The following is a 21,941-nucleotide window of genomic DNA, read 5'->3' on the forward strand; positions in this document are numbered from 1 at the left end:
GCCCGGCAAGCCTAGCCGATCACTCGTCCGGGCTGTCGATGCTCAGCTGCTGCAACTCGCGGGTACCACTGGCCAGCGGCTCGCTGCGGCCAATCCATTCGCCGTTGGTGGCATCGCCGGCGCGGGACACGCGGGCCACCAATTGAACCTCGGGGAAGGCGGAAAGTTTCAGCTGCGGCATCATCGCGTCGGCGTCGGACAGCTCCACCTCGGCCGGCAGGTCGGCCACGCGCAGGCGCTTGACCGCCAGGGGCATGGGCGGACCGCTGCTGGCGCGGGCGAAGACGAACACGCTGTCGCCCGGCTGGACCTTGTCCCTGAGCGCCGCGGCCAGCTCCACCCGGACCTTGAGCGCCGGCCCGGCCTGGCCGGCGGCCGGCTTGTCGGCGCCGGCCTCGCCGCCTTCCTGCAGGCGGGCCCTGGCGCGCTCGATACCGCCCTGGATCGCCGCGCGCGACGGATCCTCGGCCGGCAGCACGGCGACCAGGCGTTCCCAGTAACCGATGGCATCCTTGAAGCGCTGCTCCTCGAAGGCGGCGATGCCCAACAGGCCGAGGCTGGTGACCTCCTCCGGGTCGCCCTTCAGCGCCTCGTCGGTGAGCGCTTGCAGCTCCGGCGTCCAGCGTCGCTCGCCGGCGAAGTACAGGGCCTGGGCCCACTGGCCGAGCACCTCGGGCTGGCGGCCGGTGAGCGCGGCGGCGCGCTCGAAGGCGCCGGCAGCCTCGGTGGGGCGCTCCTGGGTCATGTAGGTGCGACCGAGGAAGTACCAGGCTTCCGGCGAATCGGGCTGGGCCTTGACCGCCTGCTCCAGGCGCGCGGTCATCTCCTCGATGCTGCGCGGCATCTGGGCGAACTCGCGGGTCAGCGCCACCTTGTCGCTGGCGCCCCAATGCAGGTAGAGGCCAAAGCCGAGGAGCGGCACCAGCAGCGCGGCGAGCAGCGGCACGGCGCGGCCCAGGCGGGTGACGCCGTTGCCCTCGGCGCCCTCGGTGTCGGCGAGCAGCTCGCGGGCCGCCTCGGCGCGGCCGGCCTCCAGCTGGGCGTCGCTGAGCACGCCGGCGCTGTGCTCGCCTTCCAGTTCGGCGATGCGTTCCTGGTAGAGGGCGACGTTGAGGGCGGTGCGATCCTCCTCGGCCTGGGCCTTGCGGCCGCGCAGCACGGGAATCAGCAGAAAAGCGAAGGCGACCAGCAGCAACAGGCCGGCGGCGAGCCAGAAATCAGTCATTCGAAGTCTTGTCCGCGAAGGTGGATTTCAGCAGGGCATCGAGGCGGGCGCGTTCCTGGTCGGAAAGCCGTGCGGCGACCGGAGCGTTCTCTACCCGACGACGGCGCAGGACGATGGTGCCCAACACCACCAGGCCGGCGCCGAGCAGCAGCGCCGGGCCGTACCAGAGCAGGAAGGTGCGCGAGGTGACCGGCGGCTTGTAGCGCACGAAGTCGCCGTAGCGGTCGACCATGAAGTCGACGATCTCCTGGTCGCTCCGGCCCTCGCCGAGCATGCGGTGGATCTCGCGGCGCAGGTCGGCGGCGATGGGCGCGTTGGAGTCGGCGATGTCCTGGTTCTGGCACTTCGGGCAGCGCAGTTCCTTGGTCAGCTCGCGGAAGCGCTCGCGCTGCGCCTCGTCGGCGAACTCGTAGGTGTCGATGGCGGCGCGTGCGGTACCGGCCAGGCACAACACGGCAAGCAGGGCGGCGGTCAGGCGTTTCATTGGCCTGCCTCGTCGACCAGTTGCCGGTACAGCGGCGCCAGCTGCTCGCGCCAGACGTCCTGATCGATCACCCCGACGTACTTGTGGCGGATGATGCCCTGGGCGTCGATCAGGAAGGTCTCCGGCGCGCCGTAGACGCCGAGGTCCAGCCCCAGGCTGCCTTGGGCATCGTTGATGTTGAGCTGGTAGGGGTCGTGGAATTCCTCCAGCCACTTGCGCGCCGCGGCGTTGTCGTCCTTGTAGTTGACGCCGAGGATGCGCACGCCCTGCTCGGCCAGCCTGTTCAGCACCGGATGCTCGACCCGGCAGGCCACGCACCAGGTGGCCCAGACGTTGAGCAGCGCCGGCCGGCCCTTGAGGTCGTCCTGGGTCAGGGTGCGCTCGTCCTGCACGCTGGGCAGCGAGAAGGCCGGCACCGGCTTGCCGATCAGCGCCGAAGGCAGCTCGGAGGGGTCAAGGAACAGGCCGCGGTAGAGGAACACCGCGACGCCCAGGAAGATCAGCAGGGGAATCAGAAGGATCAGCCGTCTCATGCTTGTGCTCCAGCCAGGCCGAGCGCTTCGCGCACCCGGGTCTTCACCTTGACGCGGTAGCGCCGGTCGAGAGCCGCCAGCAGGCCGCCGAAGGCGGTCAACAGGCCGCCCAGCCAGATCCAGCGCACGTAGGGCTTGACATGCAGGCGCACGGCCCAGGCGCCGTTCTCCAGCGGCTCGCCGAGGGCCACGTAGAGGTCACGGGTGAAGCCGGCGTCGATGCCCGCCTCGGTCATTACCGACTGCTGCACGCGGTACAGGCGTTTCTCCGGATGGAGCACGGCGACTTCCTCGCCGTCACGCAGGACCCGCACGGTGCCGTGGTCGGAAGTGAAGTTGGGCCCCTCGTAGTGCTGGGTGCCCTCGAACACGAAGCGGTAGCCGGCCAGCTCCAGGGAATCGCCGGGGGCCATGCGCAGATCACGCTCGGCGCTGTACTGGCTGGACAGCACCACGCCCAGGGCGCACACGGCGATGCCCAGATGCCCCAGCTGCATGCCCCAGTAGCTGCGGCCGAGCTTTCCGAGGCCCTTGAGCAGGCCGCTGTGGCGGGTCTTGTCGAGCAGGTCGCGCAGCCCGGCGAGCACCACCCAGGCGGCCAGCAGCCAGGTGGCCAGCGCCGCCCAGTGGAAGTCGCCGAACAGGAAACTGGCCAGCACGCCGAACGCCACGCTGGCGAGCAGCACCGGGCCAAGCATGCCGGCCAGCCATTTCAGCGGGGTGTCCTTCCAGCGCACGATCACGCCGATTGCCAGCACCACCATGAGCAGCGCCATCAGCGGCAGGAACAGGGCGTTGAAATACGGTGGCCCGACCGACAGCTTGGCGCCGGACAGGGCATCCAGCACCAGCGGATAGAGGGTGCCGAGCAGAATCATGGCGCTGGCCACCACCAGCACTAGGTTGTTGACCAGCAGCAGGGTCTCCCGCGACCACAGGCCGAAGCCTACCTGGCTCTTAACCACCGGGGCGCGCAGGGCGAACAGGGTCAGCGAGCCGCCGACCACGACGAACAGGAAGGCCAGCACGAAGATGCCGCGTTCCGGGTCGGTGGCGAAGGCATGCACCGAGGTCAGCACCCCGGAGCGGACCAGGAAGGTGCCGAGCAGCGACAGCGAGAAGGCGGCAATCGCCAGGAGCACCGTCCAGCTCTTGAATACCCCGCGCTTCTCGGTCACCGCCAGGGAGTGCAGCAACGCGGTGCCCACCAGCCAGGGCATGAAGGAAGCGTTCTCCACCGGGTCCCAGAACCACCAGCCGCCCCAGCCCAGCTCGTAGTAGGCCCACCAGGAGCCGAGGGTGATGCCAATGCCGAGGAACGACCAGGCAACTATGGTCCAAGGCCTCGACCAGCGCGCCCAGGCGGCGTCCAGACGGCCGCCGAGCAGCGCGGCGATGGCGAAGGCGAAGGCCACCGAGAAGCCCACGTAGCCCATGTAGAGCATCGGCGGGTGGACGATCAGGCCGATGTCCTGGAGCAGCGGGTTGAGGTCGTTGCCGTCCATGGGACTGTTCGGCAGCAGCCGCTCGAAGGGGTTGGAGGTGACGATCAGGAACAGCAGGAAGCCGATGCTGATCATTCCCATCACCGCCAGCACCCGGGCCAGCATGGCCTCGGGCAACTGCCGGGAGAATACCGAGACGGCGAAGGTCCAGCCGCCGAGGATCAGCGCCCAGAGCAGCAGCGAGCCCTCGTGGGCGCCCCACACGGCGCTGAACTTGTAGTACCAGGGCAGCGCGCTGTTGGAGTTGCTGGCCACGTAGCGCACGCTGAAGTCGTCGTTTAGGAAGGCCCAGGTCAGGCAGGCGAAGGCGAACGCCAGGAAGGCGAACTGCCCCCAGGCGGCCGGCACCGCCAGGCCCATCCACTGGCGATCGCCGCGCCAGGCGCCGACCAGCGGCAGGCTGGCCTGCACCAGGGCGAAGCACAGGGCGAGGATCATCGCCAGATGACCCAGTTCGGGAATCAGCAGGGCGGCGCTCACGGCTCAGCCCTCCTTGGGCAGCTGGCCGCTGTCCTTCAGGGCCTTGGTGACCTCCGGCGGCATGTACTTCTCGTCGTGCTTGGCCAGCACCTCGTCGGCCACCAGCACGCCCTCGGCGTTCAGCTTGCCGAGCGCGACTATGCCCTGGCCCTCACGGAACAGGTCGGGGAGGATGCCGTGATACTGGATGGTCACATCCTTGGCATAGTCGGTGACCACGAAGCGTACCTCCAGGGAGTCCGCGGAGCGCTGCACCGAGCCCTCCTTGACCATGCCGCCGGCGCGGATGCGGGTGTCCTGGGGCGCCTCGCCGTTGGCGATCTGGGTCGGCGTGTAGAACAGGTTGATGTTCTGCTGCAGGGCGGTGAGGGCCAGGCCGACGGCGATGGCGACCCCGGCGAGGATGCCGAGGACGATGAACAGACGCTTCTTGCGCAGCGGATTCACGACTTGCTCTCCCGGCGCAGACGGCGCGCCTCTTCTTGCAGGTAACGGCGCCGCGCCAGCAACGGCAGCGCGACATTGAGGATCAGCACGCCCAGGCTGATGCCGTAGGCGCTCCACACGTAGGGACCGTGCTGGCCCATGGCGAGGAACTCGGCGAAGGACGCAAAGCTCATTTCCGGCCTCCCAGCTGACGTTCGATCTCGGCCTTGACCCAGCTGCTGCGTGCCTCGCGCCTGAGCACCTCGAGACGCATGCGCAGCAGCAGCACGGCGGCGAAGAAACAGTAGAAGCCGATCACCATGACCAGCAGCGGCAGCCACATCTCCGGCGGCATGGCCGGTCGCTCGGTGAGCTTGAAGGTGGCCGGTTGGTGCAGGGTGTTCCACCACTCCACCGAGTACTTGATGATCGGGATGTTGACCACGCCGACCACCGCCAGCACCGCGCAGGCCTTGGCCGCACTGTCGCGGTTGCTGATCGCCTGGCCGAGGGCGATGACCCCGAAGTACAGGAACAGCAGGATCAGCATGGAGGTCAGGCGCGCGTCCCAGACCCACCATGAGCCCCAGGTCGGCTTGCCCCAGATGGCCCCGGTGAGCAGCGCCAGGAAGGTCATCCAGGCGCCGATGGGCGCGGCCTGCTGCAGGGCCACGTCGGCCAGCTTCATCTTCCACACCAGACCGATCACCCCGGCCACCGCCAGCAGCAGGTAGCAGGACTGGGCGAGGATCGCCGTGGGCACATGGATGTAAATGATCCGGAAGCTATTGCCCTGCTGGTAGTCCGGCGGCGCGAAGGCCAGCCCCCAGACCAGGCCGACCGGCAGCAGCACGGCGGCGACGAGGGCCAGCCAGAACACCCAGCGGCCGCTCATCTCGTAGAACCACTTGGGAGAACCCCATTTGTGAAACCAGGTCCAGTTCATCGTTCGACTCGTCATCCGGCGAGGCCCCTGCCCCCCCGGACCTCCGGGGCGAGCGACACCCGGAAGTCCGGGCAGGCGCTTCGCGTCAGTTTTTTGTTATTCGCCCACGCTAATGGTCAGACCGGCAGCGATGGCGAAAGGCGTCAGGGTCACCGCCAGAGCGGTGAGACTGGCCAGCCACAACAGGTGGCCGACCGCCGGCAATCCTTGCAGGGAAGCCTGCAGCGCGCCGCTGCCGAGAATCAGCACCGGGATATACAGCGGCAGGATCAGCAGTGCCAGCAGCAGACCGCCACGTTTCAGACCGACGGTCAGTGCCGCGCCCACCGCGCCGAGCAGGCTGAGCACCGGGGTGCCGAGCAACAGCGAGAGCAGCAGCACCGGCAGGCAGCGCGCCGGCAGGCCGAGCATCAGCGCCAGCACCGGCGCCAGCACCACCAGCGCCAGCCCGGAAAACAGCCAGTGTGCCAGCACCTTGGCCAGCACCAGAAGAGGCAGGGGGTGCGACGAAAGGACCCACTGCTCCAGGGAGCCATCCTCGAAGTCGCTGCGGAACAGGCCGTCCAGGGAGAGCAGCACGGCAAGCAGCGCCGCCACCCAGACCAACCCCGGCGAGAGGGTCTGCAGCAGCTGGGTCTCTGGGCCCACCGCCAAGGGGAACAGGGCCACCACGATGGCGAAGAACACCAGGGGATTGGCCAGCTCTGCCGGACGGCGGAACAGCAGACGGGCTTCGCGGGCCACCAGGGAAGTGAAGACGTTGCTCATGCGGCGCGCTGCCCCAGGTCCAGATCGCGATAGCCGGCCGGCTTCAGGCTCAGCGTATGGTGGGTGGTGAACACCACCAGGCCGCCCTGCCGGCAATGCTCGGCCAGGTGCGCCTCGAGCTGGGCCACGCCCTGCTTGTCCAGGGCGGTGAAGGGTTCGTCGAGGATCCACAGCGGCGGCGGGTCGAGGTACAGACGGGCCAGGGCCACGCGGCGCTGCTGGCCGGCCGACAGGGTATGACAGGGCACATCCTCGAAGCCGCGCAGGCCGACCGCCTCCAAGGCCTGCCAGATCGCCTGGCGCTCGACCGGCTTGTGCAGGGCACACAGCCAGGCGAGGTTCTCCTCGGCACTCAGCAGCCCCTTGATCCCCGCGGCATGGCCGATCCACAGCAGGTTGCGGGCCAGTTCGCCGCGCAGCCTGGCCAGCGGCAGGCCGTTCAGGCGGATTTCCCCGGCGGTCGGGCGCATCAGCCCGGCCAGCAGACGCAGCAGGCTGGTCTTGCCGCTACCGTTGGGGCCACTGACCTGCAGCATGTCGCCACCCTGCAGGCGCAGGTCCAGGTCTTCGAAAAGCAGGCGCCAGTCCCGCTCGCAGGCGAGGGCCAGGGTTTCGAGTACAAGACTGGTCACGTCATGCGAGTCCACGGATATTCAAGTCGGGAAGGCATCGGCCGTTATACTGGCCGGATGCCCGGCTGGCCAGCCGGTCGAAACCGGGCGGCGAGTGCGGAACGGGGCGGCATTATACATTCCGCTCGCCGCCCCCATAATGACCATTTTCGACAGGTTGTAACCCCAGCCCATGAGCGAGATCAGCGGCCCGCGCCCGGCCTCTCCCCTCCCGCCGGCAACCCGCGTGGCGCAGCCCGTCGATCAGGCGCTGCGCCTGCTGCAGCCGCTGGGCGACCTGCTGGTCCCCGGCGAATCCGCCCGTGCCGAGGTGCTGGCGGTGCGCGAGGCGGTGGCGCAGAGCTTCGAGGTGCTGCTGCGCCTGACCCTAGGCAACGGCCGCCAGGCCACCCTGCAGGCCAGCAGCGGCACGCCCCTGGCCGCCGGCAGCCAGCTGGACGTCACCGCCCTGTCCGCCACGCGCCTGGCCATGACCCTGCCGAGCGCTGGGCCGGGCACCCTGACCAGCCTGGACCTCGACCTGCTGCCGGAGGGCACCCTGGTACAGGGCAAGGTGGAATCCCGCGCCCCCATTGCCGGGGCCCAGGGCCAGCCGATGCTCTACCGGGTGGTGGTCAACCTGCTCAACACGCCCCTGGCCGGCAGCCGGCTGGTGGTGGAGACTGACATGCCGCTGGCGGTCGGCAGCCTGCTCAGCGCGCGGGTGGATGGCCGCCAGGCGCTGGCCTTCCTGCCGCCGAGCAGCCGCCTCGACCAACTGGCAGTCACCCATCAGCTGCACAGCCAGGCGGCCCGCCAGGGCTCGCTGACCGCCCTGTTCGGCGCCCTCGGCGGTCTGGCCGGCAGCGACCTGCCGGACGACCTGCGCACCAGCATCGAACGACTGCTCGGCGCCCTGCCCGATCTCGCCCAGCTCAGCGATGCCAAGGGCCTGGCCAGGGCCATGGCGGACAGCGGCAGCCTGCTGGAGGCGCGCCTGCTCGCCGGCGGTGGCGCTCTGCCCCAGGACTTCAAGGCCAATCTGCTGCGCCTGATCGCCCAGCTGCTGTCGCAGCTGCCCAACGCCACGCTGCTCGCCGCCGGGACCGCTGGCAGCCTGGCCCAGGCCCTGCCGGCCTTCACTCGCAGCACCCTGGAACAGCTCGGCGGTCGACCACCGCCCAGCTTCCCGCTGCCGAACCGCCTGCAGCAGGCCCTGGAAGACGGCGAGGCGGACCTGGAAACCCTGCTCAAGCTGGCCGCCGCCGCGGTATCCCGACTGCAGACCCACCAGCTGTCCAGCCTGGCGCAGACCCAGACGCTAGCCGACGGCAGCCTGCTCAGCACCTGGCAACTGGAGCTGCCGATGCGCCACCAGCAGGAGGTGGTGCCGCTGCAGATCCGCATCCAGAGCGAGGAGCAGCCCAGGACCGGACGTCAGGAAGCCAGGGAGATTCTCTGGCGCATCGAGCTGGCCTTCGACCTGGCGCCGCTCGGCCCCCTGCAGGTGCAGGCACAACTGGCCCGCGGCAGCCTATCCGGCCAGCTGTGGGCGGAGCAGCCGGCCACCGCGCGCCTGATCGACGCTGAACTGGCCTACCTGCGCGAGCGCCTGCAGAGCGCGGGGCTCAGCGTCGGCGAGTTGGCCTGCCGCCAAGGCACCCCGCCGCGGGGCCCGCACACCGTCCTTGAACAACGCTGGATCGACGAGACCGCATGAGCGACCCGACACCCCGCCAGGCCATCGCGCTCAGCTACGACGGCCGCAACGCCCCGACCCTGAGCGCCAAGGGCGACGACGAGCTGGCCGAAGCCATCCTCGCCATCGCCCGCGAGTACGAGGTGCCGATCTACGAGAACGCCGAGCTGGTGCGCCTGCTGGCGCGTCTGGAGCTCGGCGAGGCGATCCCCGAGGAGCTGTACCGCTGCATCGCCGAGATCATTGCCTTCGCCTGGTACCTGCAGGGCAAGTGCCCGGCGCAACGCCCCCGCTCCGCCGCGGCGCCGGAAAAACCGGCCGCCGAAAACGCCGACGGGGCAGACGTCCAAGACGCCTGCCCCGCCCTTCCTCCGCCGAGTAACGACTGAAGCGACTTACTTTTCGACGAAGGCGCGTTCGATCAGGTAGTCGCCCGGCTCGCGCATGCGCGGAGAGATCTTCAGGCCGAAGCTGTCCAGCACCTGGCAGGTCTCCTCCAGCATGCTCGGGCTGCCGCAGATCATCGCGCGGTCGTCCTGCGGGTTCATCGGCGGCAGGCCGATGTCCTTGAACAGCTTGCCGCTGCGCATCAGATCGGTGAGACGGCCCTGGTTCTCGAAGGGCTCGCGGGTCACGGTGGGGTAGTAGATCAGCTTTTCCTTCACCGCCTCGCCGAAGAACTCGTTCTTCGGCAGGTGCTCGGTGATGAACTCGCGATAGGCCACCTCGTTCACGTAGCGCACGCCGTGGACCAGGATCACCTTCTCGAAGCGCTCGTAGGTTTCCGGGTCCTGAATCACGCTCATGAAGGGCGCCAGGCCGGTGCCGGTGCTCAGCAGGTAGAGGTGCTTGCCGGGGTTGAGGTCGTCGAGCACCAAGGTCCCGGTGGGCTTCTTGCTGATGATGATCTCGTCGCCGACCTTCAGGTGCTGCAGCTGGGAGGTCAGCGGACCATCCGGCACCTTGATACTGAAGAACTCCAGGTGCTCTTCCCAGTTCGGGCTGGCGATCGAGTAGGCGCGCATCAGCGGGCGTCCGTCCGGCTGGCGCAGGCCGATCATCACGAACTGGCCGTTCTCGAAGCGCAGGCCCGGGTCGCGGGTGCACCTGAAGCTGAACAGGGTGTCGTTCCAGTGATGGACGCTGAGCACGCGCTCGACGTTCATGTTGCTCATGCTGACTTCCTCGGAAAAAGAGACTGCTCCAGCGGGGTTCGCTGCCGGTTTAGCGCGCGTCACACCAGGGAATGACAACGGCCCCAATGGTAATGGCGCGGCATTCTAGTAGCAGGCAAAATATCTGTTAAGTGGATTATCAAGATATGGGTTATCGGTTATATCGATATGCGTTTCACGCTCCGTCAACTCCAGGTATTCGTCGCCGTGGCCCAGCAGGGCAGTGTCTCGCGGGCCGCGCAGTCCCTGGCGCTTTCCCAGTCGGCGGCGAGCACCGCGCTGACCGAGCTGGAGCGCCAGTGCGACTGCGTGCTGTTCGATCGCGCCGGCAAGCGCCTCAACCTAAACTCCCTGGGCCGCCAGCTGCTGCCCCAGGCGGTCGCTCTCCTCGACCAGGCCAGGGAGATCGAGCGCCTGCTGCAGGGCAAGAGCGGCTTCGGCTCGCTGGACGTGGGCGCCACCCTGACGGTGGGCAACTACCTGGCGACCCTGCTGATCGGCAGCTTCATGCAGCGTCACCCGGAGTGCCGGGTACGCCTGCACGTGCAGAACACCGCGCATATCGTCCAGCAGATCGCACACTACGAACTTGATCTGGGTCTAATCGAAGGCGATTGCCAGCACCCGGAGATCGTCGTGCAGCCTTGGGTGGAGGACGAGCTGGTGGTGTTCTGCGCCCCCGAGCATCCGCTGGCCCGGCGTGGCGAGGCGAGCCTCCAGGAGCTCACCCGCGAGGCCTGGATCCTCCGCGAGAAGGGCTCCGGCACCCGGCTGACCTTCGACCACGCCATGCGCCACCACGCCAACGAGCTGAACATCCGCCTCGAGCTGGAGCACACTGAGGCGATCAAGCGCGCCGTGGAGTCCGGCCTGGGCATCGGCTGCATCTCGCGCCTGGCGCTGCGCGACGCCATCCGCCGCGGCAGCCTGGTGGCGGTGGAGACCCCGGAGCTGGACCTGACCCGGCAGTTCTACTTCATCTGGCACAAGCAGAAGTTCCAGACCGCGGCGATGCGCGAATTCCTCGAGCTGTGCCGCGAGATGACCGCCGGGGTGACCCGCAGCGACGCCATCAGCCTGCCGCCGATCGCCTAGCCGAGCAGGATCACCAGCCAGACCGCGCCGATCAGGCAGAGGGCGACGAACTGGGCGGCGCTGCCCATGTCCTTGGCGTTCTTCGACAGCGGGTGGCGCTCCAGGGAGATGCGGTCGACGGTGGCCTCCACCGCCGAGTTGAGCAGCTCGACGATCAGCGCCAGCAGGCACACGCCGATCATCAGCGCCCGCTCGCCGCGGGACACCTCGAAGACGAAGGCCAGCGGGATCAGCACCAGGTTGAGCAACACCAGTTGGCGGAACGCCGCCTCGCCGCGGAAGGCGGCGGACAGTCCGGCCAGCGAATAGCCGCCGGCGTTGAGGATGCGTTTCAGGCCGGTCTGGCCTTTGAAGGGAGACATGAAACGAGAAGCTTCCTGCGAAAGAACCTGCGAATCCTAATCCAGCCGCGCGGAAAAGGCGCCGGGCTCAATGCTCCGGGATCGACTCCAGCTGCTGCAGGAGCAGCGCCGCCTGGGTCCGGGTACGCACCCCGAGCTTGCGGAAGATCGCCGTGACGTGGGCCTTGATGGTCGCCTCGGAGACGTTCAGCTCGTAGGCGATCTGCTTGTTCAGCAGCCCCTCGCAGACCATGGTCAGCACCCGGAACTGCTGCGGGGTCAGGCTGGCCAGGCCGGCGCTGGCGGCCTTGGCCTCGGCGGACACGCCGGGGACCTCCTCGGTCTGCGGCGGCCACCAGGCGTCGCCGTCGAGCACCAGACGCACCGCCTCCTGGATGGTCTCCAGGGAACTGGACTTGGGAATGAAGCCGCTGGCGCCGAACTCCCGGGCGCGTGCCACCACCGCCGCCTCTTCCTGGGCGGAGATCATCACCACCGGAATCTGCGGGTACTGGCCGCGCAGCAGAACCAGCCCGGAGAAGCCGTAGGCACCCGGCATGTTGAGGTCCAGGAGGACCAGGTCCCAGTCGGCCTTCTCACCGAGGCGAGCCTCCAGCTCGGCGATGCTGGCCACCTCGACCAGACGGACGTCGGGGCCAAGCCCCATGGTCAGGGCCTGCTGGAGGGCGCTGCGGAACAGCGGGTGGTCATCGGCAATCAGGATTTCATAGGCGGCCATGGGCAGATCCTGTTCTTCTAATTAGACGGAGGGCCGGAAAAACGGCGCCCAGCATGCCGAGCGCAGCAGGGGTGGTCAAGCTCCACGCTTTGCGGCAGAGTTTACGGCTTTTCCGTGCGAGCCCTCTCCGTGAAACGCCAAGCCCTTCGTGCCGACCTGCTGATGCTCATCACCGCCATGATCTGGGGGAGCGCCTTCGTCGCCCAGCGCATGGGAATGGACCACATCGGTCCCTACCTGTTCTCCGGCCTGCGTTTCGTCCTCGGCTCGCTGGTCCTGCTGCCCCTGCTGATGCTGCGCAAGCCTGCCGGCGCCGCCGCGCAGCCGCTCAACCGCGGGCTGTGGATCGGTGGCGGGCTGATGGGTCTGGCCCTGGCGCTGGGCATCAACCTGCAGCAGGTCGGCCTGCTATTCACCAGCGTGACCAACTCCGGCTTCATCACTGGTCTCTACGTCATCATAGTGCCCCTGCTCGGCCTGCTGTTCGGCCAGCGTGCCGGCTTCGGCATCTGGCTGGGCGCCGCCCTGGCGGTGGTGGGCATGTTCCTGCTCAGCGTCGGCGAGAACTTCCAGGTGGCCTCCGGCGACTGGCTGCAGCTGGCCGGGGCCTTCGTCTGGGGTGCCCACGTGCTGCTGGTGGGTTTCTTCGCCAGCCGCTACGACGCCATCCGCCTGTCGGCCATCCAGTTCGCGGTCTGCGCGCTGATCAGCCTGGGCCTGGCGGCGGCGTTCGAAGACATCCGTTGGGACGCCATCCTCGCGGCCGCGCCGGCGGTGATCTACGGCGGGCTGATCTCGGTAGGGGTGGGCTACACCCTGCAGGTGATCGCCCAGAAGGACGCCATCGCCTCCCACGCGGCCATCATTCTCTCCCTGGAAGCGGTGTTCGCCGCGCTGGCCGGTGCGCTGTTCCTCGACGAGGCCCTGCAACTGCGCGGCTACCTGGGCTGCGCGCTGATGCTCGCCGGCATGCTGGTGGCCCAGCTGTGGCCGCAGAAGCCGGCCACGAACGACGACGCGACGCAGGCCCAGGAAGCCTAGAGGAATTCCCGCAGGCGTTGGTGCGTCTCGTCCTCGAGATCGAGGGGCAGGCGCCGCTTGGCGCTCAGGTAGTGTTGCACGAAGACGTCCAGGTAGGCGTCCAGGGCCCGGGCGGCGCGCGGCTCGCCGGCCAGCTCCAGACACAGCGCGGCGACCTCCGAGGTGCACAGGTGCTCGTCGCGCTTGGAACGGCGCAGGCGGTAGCGCGACAACCGCTCGGGACTCATGCTGAGCACCGGCAGGTGGTTCAGATAGGGGCTCTTGCGGAACATCTTGCGCGCCTCCGGCCAGGTGGCGTCGAGGAGGATGAACAGCGGCCGGCGCCCTGCCTCCACCCGCACCTCGCTGACCACCCGCTCGGGCGCCGCGTACTCGCCGGGGAACACCACGTAGGGCTGCCAGGCCGGATCCGCCAGCAGGGCCAGCAGGTTGGGATCCTGCTCGGTGCGCGACCAGCAGAAGGCGCTGGTGTCGCGGACCACGTCGGCGATCAGCCAGCCGGTGTTGCTCGGCTTGACCGCCTCCAGGTCGTACATCAGCAGGCACATCCCCGCGCGGGTCTCGACCCGCGGCCGCCAGGCGCACAGACAATAGCCGGCGATCACCCGGCAGCGCGGGCAGCGCTCGGCCCGCGAGCCGCGGGCGGCGAAGGGCTTGGTGCAACGGGCCAGGCGCTCGGCGCGCAGGCGGGCGACGGCATGGTGCTCGGCAAACAGATCGGACATCGGCAACGCACAGCAAGGGACGGGGGCGGAACTTTAGCAGAGCCGTCCAGCCGCGCCAGCGCTTCCGGACAATTTGCCCGGCGCCGGCAACCCTGGCGCCGATCGCCGGTCTGAACAGGAATCCGCCCGCCTGCGCGGGAGGCGACAGCCAGCCGCCTCCGCGCGCACAATGGGCACTTGCCATCCCCCTCCAGGAGATCCCCCATGCTGCGCTTCATCGCCCCCACCCTCGCCCTCTGCCTCAGCCTGCCCGCCGCCCAGGCCGCCAGCCTGAAGGACCACGAACTGACCCGGCTACTGGCAAACGTGGCGCGGGAAAGCAGCGCCGGCACGCCCCGGGCGATCAACGAGGACATCCTCGACCAGGGCTACACGGTGGACGGCCGCGAGCTGGTCAACCACCTCAGCGTGCGCGCCTCCCATGCCCAGCAGATGCGCTCCCACCCCGACACCGTGCGCGCCCAGCTAGGGGCCAGCGTGTGCCGCAACGATGGCTTCCGCCGGCTGCTCGCCCAGGGCGCCGTGCTGCGCTATGAGTTCACCGAGTACAAGACCAACCGTCCGGTGACCACCGAACGTTTCACCAAGGGCGACTGCGGCATCCAGTAGGATGCTGCGCTGACGCATATCAAGGTACCTGCGGCGGCGCCCTGGCAACCTGACGGACAAGCACGCACAACAGGGAGAAGTCATATGGCACTGCTCAAGTTCCTCGGCGCCATCCAGCAGGTGACCGGGTCCTGCTACCTGATCGAGAGCCGCGAAGGTGCCCGGGTGCTGCTCGAATGTGGGATGCGCCAGGGCCGTCGCGAGGACGAAGAGGGCAACCGCGCGCCCTTCCCCTTCGCCCCCGACAGCCTGGACGCGGTGGTGATCTCCCATGCCCACCTGGACCACTGCGGGCTGCTGCCGCGGCTGGTCGCCGAGGGCTACCGCGGCCCTGTGTTCGCCACCGAGTCCGGCTGCGACCTGATGGAGCTGATCCTCAAGGACTCCGCCTTCCTCCAGGAGAAGGACGCCGAGTGGGAAAACAAGTGGCGGGCGCGCCTCGGCAAGGCGCCGGTCCAGCCGCTGTACACCCTGGCCGACACCGAGAAGGCCCTGCACCTGTGCCGGCCACTGGCCTACGGCGAGCGCCACGAGGTGGCCAAGGGCATCTGGCTCACCTACCACGACGCCGGGCACATCCTCGGCTCGGCCATCGTCGAGCTGGAGATCCACGACCACAACCTGACCCGCCGCCTGGTGTTCTCCGGCGACCTGGGCAATACCTGCTCGCCGCTGATGCACAGCCCGAGCATCCTCACCGAGGCCGACCTGCTACTCCTGGAGTCCACCTACGGCGATCGAGACCACCGGCCCAGCGAGGAAACCCTCGACGAGCTGGCGACGATCCTCCAGGCCGCCCACCGCGACGGCGGCAACGTGCTGATCCCGGCCTTCGCGGTCGGCCGCACCCAGGATCTGATCTACTACCTCGGACGCTTCTACCAGGAGGGCCGCCTGCCGCAGCGCGCGGTGTTCCTCGACAGCCCCATGGCGATCCGCGCCAACGCCATCTACGCGCGCCACTACAGCGAGCTCAACGGCCTCGACCCGGCCTACGCCCACAAGGTGAAGAGCATCCAGGACTGGCTGCCGGTGCTGCACTGCACCCAGACTCCCGAGGAGTCGATGAGCATCAACCGCTTCACCGACGGCGCCATCATCATCGCCGGCAGCGGCATGTGCACCGGCGGACGCATCCTCCACCACTTCAAGCACAACCTCTGGCGCCCGGAATGCCACGTGGTGTTCGCCGGCTTCCAGGCCAAGGGCACCCTCGGCCGTGCCCTGGTCGACGGCGCCCAGCACGTCCGCCTGCTGCACCAGCGCATCGCCGTGAAGGCCAAGGTGCATACCCTGGGCGGCTTCTCCGCGCACGCCGGGCAGTCGCAGTTGATCGACTGGGTCAGCCATTTCGACCACCACCCCGAGCTGTACCTGGTGCATGGCGAGCGGGAAAAGATGCTGGTCCTCCAGAAGGTCCTCAAGGAACGCCTCAACTGGCTGGCCGGCATCCCGGAGCCGGGCGAGCAGATCGCCATCTGAGCGCGCCGGCCGCCCAGGCCGGCAGGATCGGGGCGCCCTCAGGATGGTCGCCCCCGCAGTACGAGGAACAGCCCCATGCCCTACGAACCGGATGACTACCTGTCCCGCCACTTCCAGACCAGCGGCATCGACCTGGCCGGCAAGGTCGACGAACTCCTCCAGTTCAGCGCCCCCGGCAACAGCGCCAACCTCAACCTGTACCGCGACATGCTGGTCACGGTGATCCGCATGGCCCAGGCCGACCGCAACCGCTGGGACGCCAAGATCATGCTGCAGACCCTGCGCGAGATGGAGCGTGCCTTCAGCGCCCTGGATCGCTTCAAGCGGCGGCGCAAGGTCACGGTGTTCGGCTCGGCGCGCACCCCCGCCGACCACCCGCTCTACGATCTGGCCCGGCGTCTCGGCGCGGAGCTGGCCCGCCACGAGCTGATGGTGATCACCGGCGCCGGCGGTGGGATCATGGCGGCCGCCCACGAGGGCGCCGGCCAGGAATACAGCCTGGGCTTCAACATCACCCTGCCCTTCGAGCAGGCCGCCAACCCCACCATCCAGGGCACCGACCACCTGCTGTCGTTCCACTTCTTCTTCCTACGCAAGCTGTTCTTCGTCAAGGAAGCCGACGCCCTGGTGCTCTGCCCCGGCGGCTTCGGCACCCTGGACGAGGCTCTGGAGGTGCTGACCCTGGTGCAGACCGGCAAGAGTCCGCTGGTGCCGGTGGTGCTGCTCGACCAGCCCGGCGGCAGCTACTGGAAGGACGCCCTGGAATTCCTCGACCGCCAGCTGGTCGGCAACCGCTACATCCTGCCCAGCGACATGCAGCTGATCCGCCTGGTGTACGGCGTGGAGGACGCGGTGCAGGAAATCGCCCGCTTCTACAGCAACTTCCACTCCACCCGCTGGCTCCGGGAGCTGTTCGTCATTCGCCTGCAGCACGCGCTGCGCGAAGAGGCCCTGCAGCAGCTGAACCGCGACTTCGCCGACCTCTGCAAGAGCGGCGGCTTCAGTCTCCAGCCGGCCAGCGAGACGGAAAGCGACGAGCCGGAACTGCGCGACCTGCCGCGCCTGGCCTTCCACTTCAACGGCCGCGACCACGGCCGCCTGCGCGAGCTGGTCAACTTCCTCAACCTGCCGGACAACTGGGCCGTCTGAGCCGCGCCTCAGCCCTGACGGTACGGCAGGTAGCCGCGCGCCTCCTCGGCGTAGGCGCGTATCGCCTGGCGCTCCTGATCGAGGAACTCGGCCACCGCCAGGCGCAGGCCGGGGTGCCGCAGGTAGTGCCAGGAGCGGGTGAGCGTCGGCTCGAAGCCGCGGATCAGCTTGTGCTCGCCCTGGGCGCCGGCATCGAAGCGACGTAGACCATGGGCGATGGCGTAGTCCATGCCCTGGTAGAAGCAGGTCTCGAAGTGCAGCCGGTCGAACTCCGCCAGGCAGCCCCAGTAGCGGCCGTAGAGCGTCTCGCCGTCCACCAGGCTGAAGGCCATGGCCACCGGCCGGCGCCCCTGGCGGGCCAGCACCACGCGGATCGCCGCCGGCAGGCGCTCGGCCAGCAGGCTGAAGAACGCGCGGCGCAGGTAGGGCGCCTGGCCGCGCACCTGATAGGTGTTGGCGTAGCAGGCGTAGACGAAGTCCCAGTCCGCCTCGCCCAGCTCGTGCCCGGCGTACCAGTCGAAGGCGATGCCCTGCCCGGCCACCTGCTCGCGCTCCTTGCGCAGCTGCTTGCGCTTGCGCGAGGCCAGAGCGTCGAGGAAGTCCTGAAAGTCCCGGTAGCCGCGGTTGTGCCAGTGGAACTGGCAGCCGAGGCGCTCCAGCCAGCCCTCCCGGGCGCCCAGCAAGGCGTCGGCCGAGTCCTCGGTGAAGTTGATATGCGCCCCGGACAGGCCACGCGCCTCCAGCCCGGCGACCAGCCCATCGAGCAGCTCTCCGGCCGCCTCCGCCCGGCCGAGCAGACGCGGCCCGCGCACCGGGGTGAAGGGCACCGCGCCGAGCAGCTTGGGGTAATAGGCGATGCCGGCGCGCCGGCAGGCATCCGCCCAGCCGTGGTCGAACACGTACTCGCCATAGGAATGGCTCTTGCGGTAGGCCGGCAGAGCCGCCAGCAGGCGGCCGTCCTCGACCAGCAGGTGATGCTCCGGCTGCCAGCCGCTGCCGGGGCCGACACTGCCGCTGTCCTCCAGGGCGGACAGGAAGGCATGACGCAGGAAGGGCTGCGGCTCGGGCAGCAGGGCATCCCAGGCCTCGGCGGCCACGGCGTGCAGGGAATCGATGCGCTGGACGGGCATGGCGGGGTTCCGACGGTCAAAGGCTGCACTATATCGCCAGTCGCGCAGAAAAAAGCCCCGCGCGGAGCGGGGCGAAGGAAAACGCAAAGGAGCCTCTTGCAGGTTTAGAACACGTACTGGGCGCGCACCACGAAACCGTCGCCATCGTCGTCGCCATTGGCGTTGCTGGCGTTGTCCACCCTGGCCTTGACGTAAGCGGCAGAGAGCCGGACCGCTTCGTTGGCGTACCAGTTGACGCCCAGGTTGTGCACCTTGCCCTCGACGTCGTCGATGGCCGCGAAGGCACCGTTGTCGTCCTCCACCGCCAGGTGGTCGTAGCGGTAGAACAGTTCCCAAGCGCCGGTCTGCTTGTTGGCCGGCTTGACCGCATCGAACCTGCCGAGCTTGTAGCCGCGCGCCTCGCCAGTCAGGGTGTAGGCCAGCTGCAGGTAATAGCCCTTGGCGTCGATGTCCTCGAAGGCCGTGTCGTCGGCCTCCAGGGAACGCGCCACGTACTCGCCCTGCAGCGAGAAGGGGCCGCGCGCCCAGGCCGCCTCCAGCCCCCAGGCGCGGTCGTCGCCGTAGGCGCCGGCCGGGGTGTTGTTGGCACCGCCGAGGACCAGCCGATTGCCGTTGCTGCCGGCGTCCTGGCCGCCGTCGGTGCTCACCCCGCGCATGCCCAGGCGGCTGCGGATGCGCCCGTCGAAGGCGGTGTCGGAGAGATCGCGGAAGGCGTAGTTGAGGCCGAGGTGCAGCACGTTGCCGGCCTCGTGCAGCGGGGCGAACACGCCACGCAGGTTGAATTGCCGGGTGCTGTCGCCGTCCGCGTCGGCATTGGTCGCGTCCTTGGCATAGAGGCCCGCCGAGCCGTAGAGGGAATCGCCGGCCGCGCCGGAAAGCTGGATGCCCAGGCCGCCGTTGTGGCTGTTGGTCCAGTCCACCAGGTCATAGGCGGCGGTGCGCTCCGGGGCGGTCACCCACTTGGAGCTGGTGGCCTTTTCCAGGCCGAACTCCGGGTCGAAGCGACCGAGCTTGATGGCCAGCGGCCGGAGGCCGTTGTAGGCCAGCGAGGCCTCGTCCAGGTAGCCGTCCTCGGAACGGTTGTCGCCACCGGCGTTGTGGGAGAAGTCGTAGTTCACCTGATAGGCCCAGTCGCGAAACAGCACGCCGCCGATCTCCAGGAAGGCACGGCGGAAATAGCCGGCGTCGGCGGAGTTGCCGTTGACCGTGTAGAAGCCATCGAAGCGGCTGTAGTCGGCCTGCACGCGACCTCCGACCCTGAAGCTGAACTCCTGGTCGGTGGTGGCGACCTCCAGGCCGCCCTTGGTCCGGATCACGAGATCGGCGCCGTCGGTGGTCACGGTGCCGGCGAAGGCCTGCGCGGAAACGGCCAGGGCCAGGGCGCTGGCGGCGAAACCGGCGGAATGCTTGGTCATCGATGAATTCCCCTGTAGGTCTTGAAGGAAACCCGCGGCCGGGCCGCGGGTACTGGTAGGGAATCCTGATCGGGCCCTGTGACGGGCGGATGTCACTTATGAAAAAGTTTTGTGACAGGGGAACTTTTCGGACAGGAAGGGAATAAGGAGCGCGACGCCCTACGCCTCGGGGAAGCGTAGCTGCAGGCGGCTGACGAACTGCCGCGGCGCGCCGGACAGCGGGTCGACGAAGGCCAGCTCGCGGGCCAGCAGCTGCAGCGGCCGGGCGTAATCGTCCGGATCCTCCGGACGATCGCGTAGCTCGGGGTAGAAGCCGTCGTGGCAGATGGGCGCGCCCAGGGCCGCCAGGTGCACGCGCAGCTGGTGCTTCTTGCCGGTCACCGGGAAAAGCGCGTAGCGCCACCAGGGGCCACGGCGCTCCAGCACCTCGATGCGCGTCTCGGTATTGGCCTCGCCGGCCACCTCCTGCATGCGGAAGAAGGGCTCGCCGGGCGCCAGGCGGGTGGCGCGGGTCAGTGGGAAGACCAGATCCGGCAGCGCCGGGGCGATGGCCTCGTAGCGCTTGGCGATGCGCCGCTCGCGGAACAGCGCCTGGTAACGGCCACGGCTCGCCGGATTGGCGGAGAACAGCACCAGCCCGGCGGTGTGCCGGTCGATGCGGTGCAGCGGCACCAGGTGCGGATTGCCCAGACGGCGCATCAGGCGCGCCTGCAGGGTCTGCTCGACGTACTCGCCGGCCGGCATCACCGGCAGGAAGTGCGGCTTGTCGGCCACCACCAGGTGCTCGTCGACGTGCAGCACGCCTTCCTCGAAGGGAATCGGCGTCTCGTCGGCCACCTCGCGGAAGTACTGCACGCGCAGGCCTTCCCGGTAGGGATGCGCGGGACCGAGGGCCCGCCCCTCGCCATCCAGCACCCGGCCGCGGGCCATGCGCGCCAGCCAGGTGTCCCGGTCGATGGCCGGAAAGCGCGCGCACAGGCAGTCGAGCACCGTGGCCCAGTCGCCGGCGGGCAGGTGGAGGATGCTGGGACGAACCGCAGGCGGGTTGGACATGCAGGGGCTTTCCATCAGGCAAAAAAAATGTTGGGCAGGTCACATTCCGCGCGTCTAGCACGGGCCAAAGCGCCCGCCGCGGAACTTTTCCACGCACTTTCACAAAACTTTCACACGGGCTGGCGTAATCCTATACGCGCTGAAGGACCAGCCCCCATCGAGGCCCGCCCGACAGATCGAGTGTGATGCTCCTTTCACTCCATCTGTCGCGCGGGCCTTAAGCTTTCTAGCCGCCCATGACGATCTGCTCATCCGCCTCCAGAGCCGCCGGCAGGCGCTCATGGAGGAACTCCACCCAGGTCTTGATCTTGGCGTCCAGGTACTGCCGCGAGGGGTACAGGGCGTAGACGTTCAGTCGCTGCATCCGGTAGTGCGGCAGCACCCGCACCAGGCTGCCATCGCGCAGGCCGGCGATCGCCGAATACACCGGCAGCACGCCGATGCCCATGCCGCAGCGGATCGCCTCGGTCATGCCGTCGCCGACGTTGACCTGGAAGGGCGACGGCGCCAGGGCGATCATCTCCTGTCCGTAGGGACCGTCGAACAGCCACTTGTCCAGCGACATCACCGGGCTCAGCAGGCGCAGGCAATCGTGCTCGGCCAGGTCGGCGAGCACCTTGGGATGACCGCGGCGGGCCAGGTACTCCGGCGAGGCGCAGAGGATGCTATAGGTCTTGCCGATGCAGCGCGACACCAGCCCGGAGTCCGGCAGCTCGCTGGCCACCACCAGGGCCACGTCGTAGCCCTCGTCGAGCAGGTCGGGGACGCGGTTGGCCATGGTCAGGTCCACCGAGACCTCGGGGTACTGCTTGCGGTATTCGGCGATGGCGCGGATCACGTAGTGCTGGCCGATGCCGGTCATCGAATGGATGCGCAGGCGTCCGGCCGGGCGGGCATGGGCATCGCTGGCCTCAGCCTCGGCGTCCTCGATGTAGGCGAGGATCTGCTCGCAGCGCAGCAGGTAGCGCTCGCCCGCCTCGGTGAGGGCGATGCGCCGGGTGGTGCGGTTGAGCAGGCGCGCGCAGGCGTGCCTCGAGACCGGAAACGCCCCGGGAAACCTGGGCGACCGTGGTCTTCAGTTGCTTGGCGGCGGCCGTGAAACTGCCGGTTTCCGCCACGCTGACGAAAGCCCTCATGGCCTGCAGGGTGTCCATGGAAACCTCCGTGCGGAAGGAAATGGGAAGATTGTGACAGCACGCAAGCCGGCGATTATTGCAGAAACGACAACAAATAATCGCCGTTTGCCCGGTTATTCCACCCCTCCCCGCTTCTTACAATGAATGCCGGCCCATTCCGGCCTTCCCGGCCAT

At 68.5% G+C, this 21,941-nt stretch carries 23 protein-coding genes and 1 pseudogene; 7 read left to right on the forward strand and 17 right to left on the reverse strand.

Annotated features, from left to right (window positions below):
* Window positions 1–19: 19 nt before the first annotated feature.
* From ccmI to ccmA, 9 genes are all read right to left on the reverse strand, one after another.
* Window positions 20–1,225: a c-type cytochrome biogenesis protein CcmI gene (gene ccmI, locus H165_RS0105825; RefSeq protein WP_017937972.1), complete on the reverse strand. Its 1,206-nt coding sequence runs from the start codon at window positions 1,223–1,225 to the stop codon at window positions 20–22.
* A complete protein-coding gene (locus H165_RS0105830; RefSeq protein WP_017937973.1) occupies window positions 1,218–1,709 on the reverse strand; it encodes a cytochrome c-type biogenesis protein in 492 nt (163 codons plus the stop codon). Before H165_RS0105830 ends, ccmI begins: the two co-directional genes overlap by 8 nt.
* Window positions 1,706–2,242 carry a DsbE family thiol:disulfide interchange protein gene (locus tag H165_RS0105835; protein ID WP_017937974.1) on the reverse strand — a complete coding sequence of 179 codons (537 nt, stop codon included), beginning with the start codon at window positions 2,240–2,242 and terminating at the stop codon, window positions 1,706–1,708. Before H165_RS0105835 ends, H165_RS0105830 begins: the two co-directional genes overlap by 4 nt.
* Complete coding sequence (locus H165_RS0105840; protein WP_169333513.1) at window positions 2,239–4,212, reverse strand: heme lyase CcmF/NrfE family subunit; 1,974 nt, start codon at window positions 4,210–4,212, stop codon at window positions 2,239–2,241. Before H165_RS0105840 ends, H165_RS0105835 begins: the two co-directional genes overlap by 4 nt.
* An 18-nt stretch (window positions 4,213–4,230) precedes the next feature.
* Window positions 4,231–4,674, reverse strand: a complete 444-nt coding sequence (ccmE, locus tag H165_RS0105845; protein ID WP_017937976.1) for a cytochrome c maturation protein CcmE — start codon at window positions 4,672–4,674, stop codon at window positions 4,231–4,233.
* Window positions 4,671–4,847, reverse strand: coding sequence for a heme exporter protein CcmD (gene ccmD, locus H165_RS0105850; RefSeq protein ID WP_017937977.1), 177 nt, complete (start codon window positions 4,845–4,847; stop codon window positions 4,671–4,673). The genes ccmE and ccmD overlap by 4 nt, the downstream gene beginning before the upstream one ends.
* Complete coding sequence (locus tag H165_RS0105855; RefSeq protein ID WP_017937978.1) at window positions 4,844–5,599, reverse strand: heme ABC transporter permease; 756 nt, start codon at window positions 5,597–5,599, stop codon at window positions 4,844–4,846. Before H165_RS0105855 ends, ccmD begins: the two co-directional genes overlap by 4 nt.
* A gap of 96 nt (window positions 5,600–5,695) precedes the next feature.
* Complete coding sequence (gene ccmB / locus H165_RS0105860; protein ID WP_017937979.1) at window positions 5,696–6,367, reverse strand: heme exporter protein CcmB; 672 nt, start codon at window positions 6,365–6,367, stop codon at window positions 5,696–5,698.
* On the reverse strand, window positions 6,364–7,020 hold the full coding sequence (gene ccmA / locus H165_RS0105865; RefSeq protein WP_408002805.1) for a cytochrome c biogenesis heme-transporting ATPase CcmA: 657 nt from the start codon (window positions 7,018–7,020) through the stop codon (window positions 6,364–6,366). The genes ccmB and ccmA overlap by 4 nt, the downstream gene beginning before the upstream one ends.
* Window positions 7,021–7,171: 151 nt before the next feature.
* Between ccmA and fliK the strand changes: the two genes are divergently transcribed.
* Both fliK and H165_RS18405 read left to right on the forward strand, forming a co-directional pair.
* Entirely contained in the window at window positions 7,172–8,698 is a 1,527-nt protein-coding gene (fliK, locus tag H165_RS0105870) for a flagellar hook-length control protein FliK (RefSeq protein ID WP_017937981.1), read from the forward strand.
* Window positions 8,695–9,066: an EscU/YscU/HrcU family type III secretion system export apparatus switch protein gene (locus H165_RS18405; RefSeq protein ID WP_017937982.1), complete on the forward strand. Its 372-nt coding sequence runs from the start codon at window positions 8,695–8,697 to the stop codon at window positions 9,064–9,066. The genes fliK and H165_RS18405 overlap by 4 nt, the downstream gene beginning before the upstream one ends.
* Window positions 9,067–9,072: 6 nt before the next feature.
* Here H165_RS18405 and fpr read toward each other — a convergent pair whose 3' ends face one another.
* Window positions 9,073–9,852 carry a ferredoxin-NADP reductase gene (gene fpr, locus H165_RS0105880; RefSeq protein WP_017937983.1) on the reverse strand — a complete coding sequence of 260 codons (780 nt, stop codon included), beginning with the start codon at window positions 9,850–9,852 and terminating at the stop codon, window positions 9,073–9,075.
* A 168-nt stretch (window positions 9,853–10,020) separates the two neighbouring features.
* Between fpr and H165_RS0105885 the strand changes: the two genes are divergently transcribed.
* Complete coding sequence (locus tag H165_RS0105885; protein ID WP_017937984.1) at window positions 10,021–10,947, forward strand: LysR family transcriptional regulator; 927 nt, start codon at window positions 10,021–10,023, stop codon at window positions 10,945–10,947.
* On the opposite strand, the gene H165_RS0105890 is transcribed toward H165_RS0105885, so the two are convergent.
* Window positions 10,944–11,309: a diacylglycerol kinase gene (locus H165_RS0105890; RefSeq protein ID WP_017937985.1), complete on the reverse strand. Its 366-nt coding sequence runs from the start codon at window positions 11,307–11,309 to the stop codon at window positions 10,944–10,946. The two genes, H165_RS0105885 and H165_RS0105890, sit on opposite strands and share 4 nt — an antisense overlap.
* A gap of 67 nt (window positions 11,310–11,376) precedes the next feature.
* The gene (erdR, locus tag H165_RS0105895; RefSeq protein WP_017937986.1) at window positions 11,377–12,027 is read right to left on the reverse strand and encodes a response regulator transcription factor ErdR; all 651 of its coding nucleotides are present in this window, start codon (window positions 12,025–12,027) and stop codon (window positions 11,377–11,379) included.
* A 162-nt stretch (window positions 12,028–12,189) separates the two neighbouring features.
* Between erdR and H165_RS0105900 the strand changes: the two genes are divergently transcribed.
* On the forward strand, window positions 12,190–13,068 hold the full coding sequence (locus tag H165_RS0105900; RefSeq protein ID WP_155943587.1) for a DMT family transporter: 879 nt from the start codon (window positions 12,190–12,192) through the stop codon (window positions 13,066–13,068).
* Here the strand turns inward: H165_RS0105900 and H165_RS0105905 are convergent.
* Window positions 13,065–13,793, reverse strand: coding sequence for a tRNA-uridine aminocarboxypropyltransferase (locus H165_RS0105905; RefSeq protein ID WP_017937988.1), 729 nt, complete (start codon window positions 13,791–13,793; stop codon window positions 13,065–13,067). The genes H165_RS0105900 and H165_RS0105905 overlap by 4 nt on opposite strands.
* Window positions 13,794–13,997: 204 nt before the next feature.
* Between H165_RS0105905 and H165_RS0105910 the strand changes: the two genes are divergently transcribed.
* The 3 genes from H165_RS0105910 to H165_RS0105920 all read left to right on the forward strand — a co-directional run bounded on the left by H165_RS0105910 (window position 13,998) and on the right by H165_RS0105920 (window position 17,033).
* A complete protein-coding gene (locus H165_RS0105910; protein ID WP_017937989.1) occupies window positions 13,998–14,402 on the forward strand; it encodes a quorum-sensing-regulated virulence factor family protein in 405 nt (134 codons plus the stop codon).
* A gap of 84 nt (window positions 14,403–14,486) precedes the next feature.
* Window positions 14,487–15,884: an MBL fold metallo-hydrolase RNA specificity domain-containing protein gene (locus H165_RS0105915; RefSeq protein ID WP_017937990.1), complete on the forward strand. Its 1,398-nt coding sequence runs from the start codon at window positions 14,487–14,489 to the stop codon at window positions 15,882–15,884.
* Window positions 15,885–15,959: 75 nt separating this feature from the next.
* Window positions 15,960–17,033: an LOG family protein gene (locus H165_RS0105920; protein WP_017937991.1), complete on the forward strand. Its 1,074-nt coding sequence runs from the start codon at window positions 15,960–15,962 to the stop codon at window positions 17,031–17,033.
* Window positions 17,034–17,041: 8 nt separating this feature from the next.
* On the opposite strand, the gene H165_RS0105925 is transcribed toward H165_RS0105920, so the two are convergent.
* The 4 genes and pseudogenes from H165_RS0105925 to H165_RS18410 all read right to left on the reverse strand — a co-directional run bounded on the left by H165_RS0105925 (window position 17,042) and on the right by H165_RS18410 (window position 21,785).
* Window positions 17,042–18,163 (reverse strand): GNAT family N-acetyltransferase, encoded by a 1,122-nt coding sequence (locus tag H165_RS0105925; protein ID WP_017937992.1) that lies wholly within the window; start codon window positions 18,161–18,163, stop codon window positions 17,042–17,044.
* A 104-nt stretch (window positions 18,164–18,267) separates the two neighbouring features.
* Entirely contained in the window at window positions 18,268–19,578 is a 1,311-nt protein-coding gene (locus H165_RS0105930; protein WP_017937993.1) for an OprO/OprP family phosphate-selective porin, read from the reverse strand.
* Window positions 19,579–19,737: 159 nt separating this feature from the next.
* Complete coding sequence (locus tag H165_RS0105935) at window positions 19,738–20,631, reverse strand: pseudouridine synthase (RefSeq protein WP_017937994.1); 894 nt, start codon at window positions 20,629–20,631, stop codon at window positions 19,738–19,740.
* Window positions 20,632–20,857: 226 nt separating this feature from the next.
* A pseudogene (locus tag H165_RS18410) lies at window positions 20,858–21,785 on the reverse strand (LysR family transcriptional regulator).
* Window positions 21,786–21,941: the final 156 nt, after the last annotated feature.

It is taken from the genome of Pseudomonas thermotolerans DSM 14292 (assembly GCF_000364625.1).
GTDB classification, from domain to species: Bacteria; Pseudomonadota; Gammaproteobacteria; order Pseudomonadales; family Pseudomonadaceae; genus Aquipseudomonas; species Aquipseudomonas thermotolerans.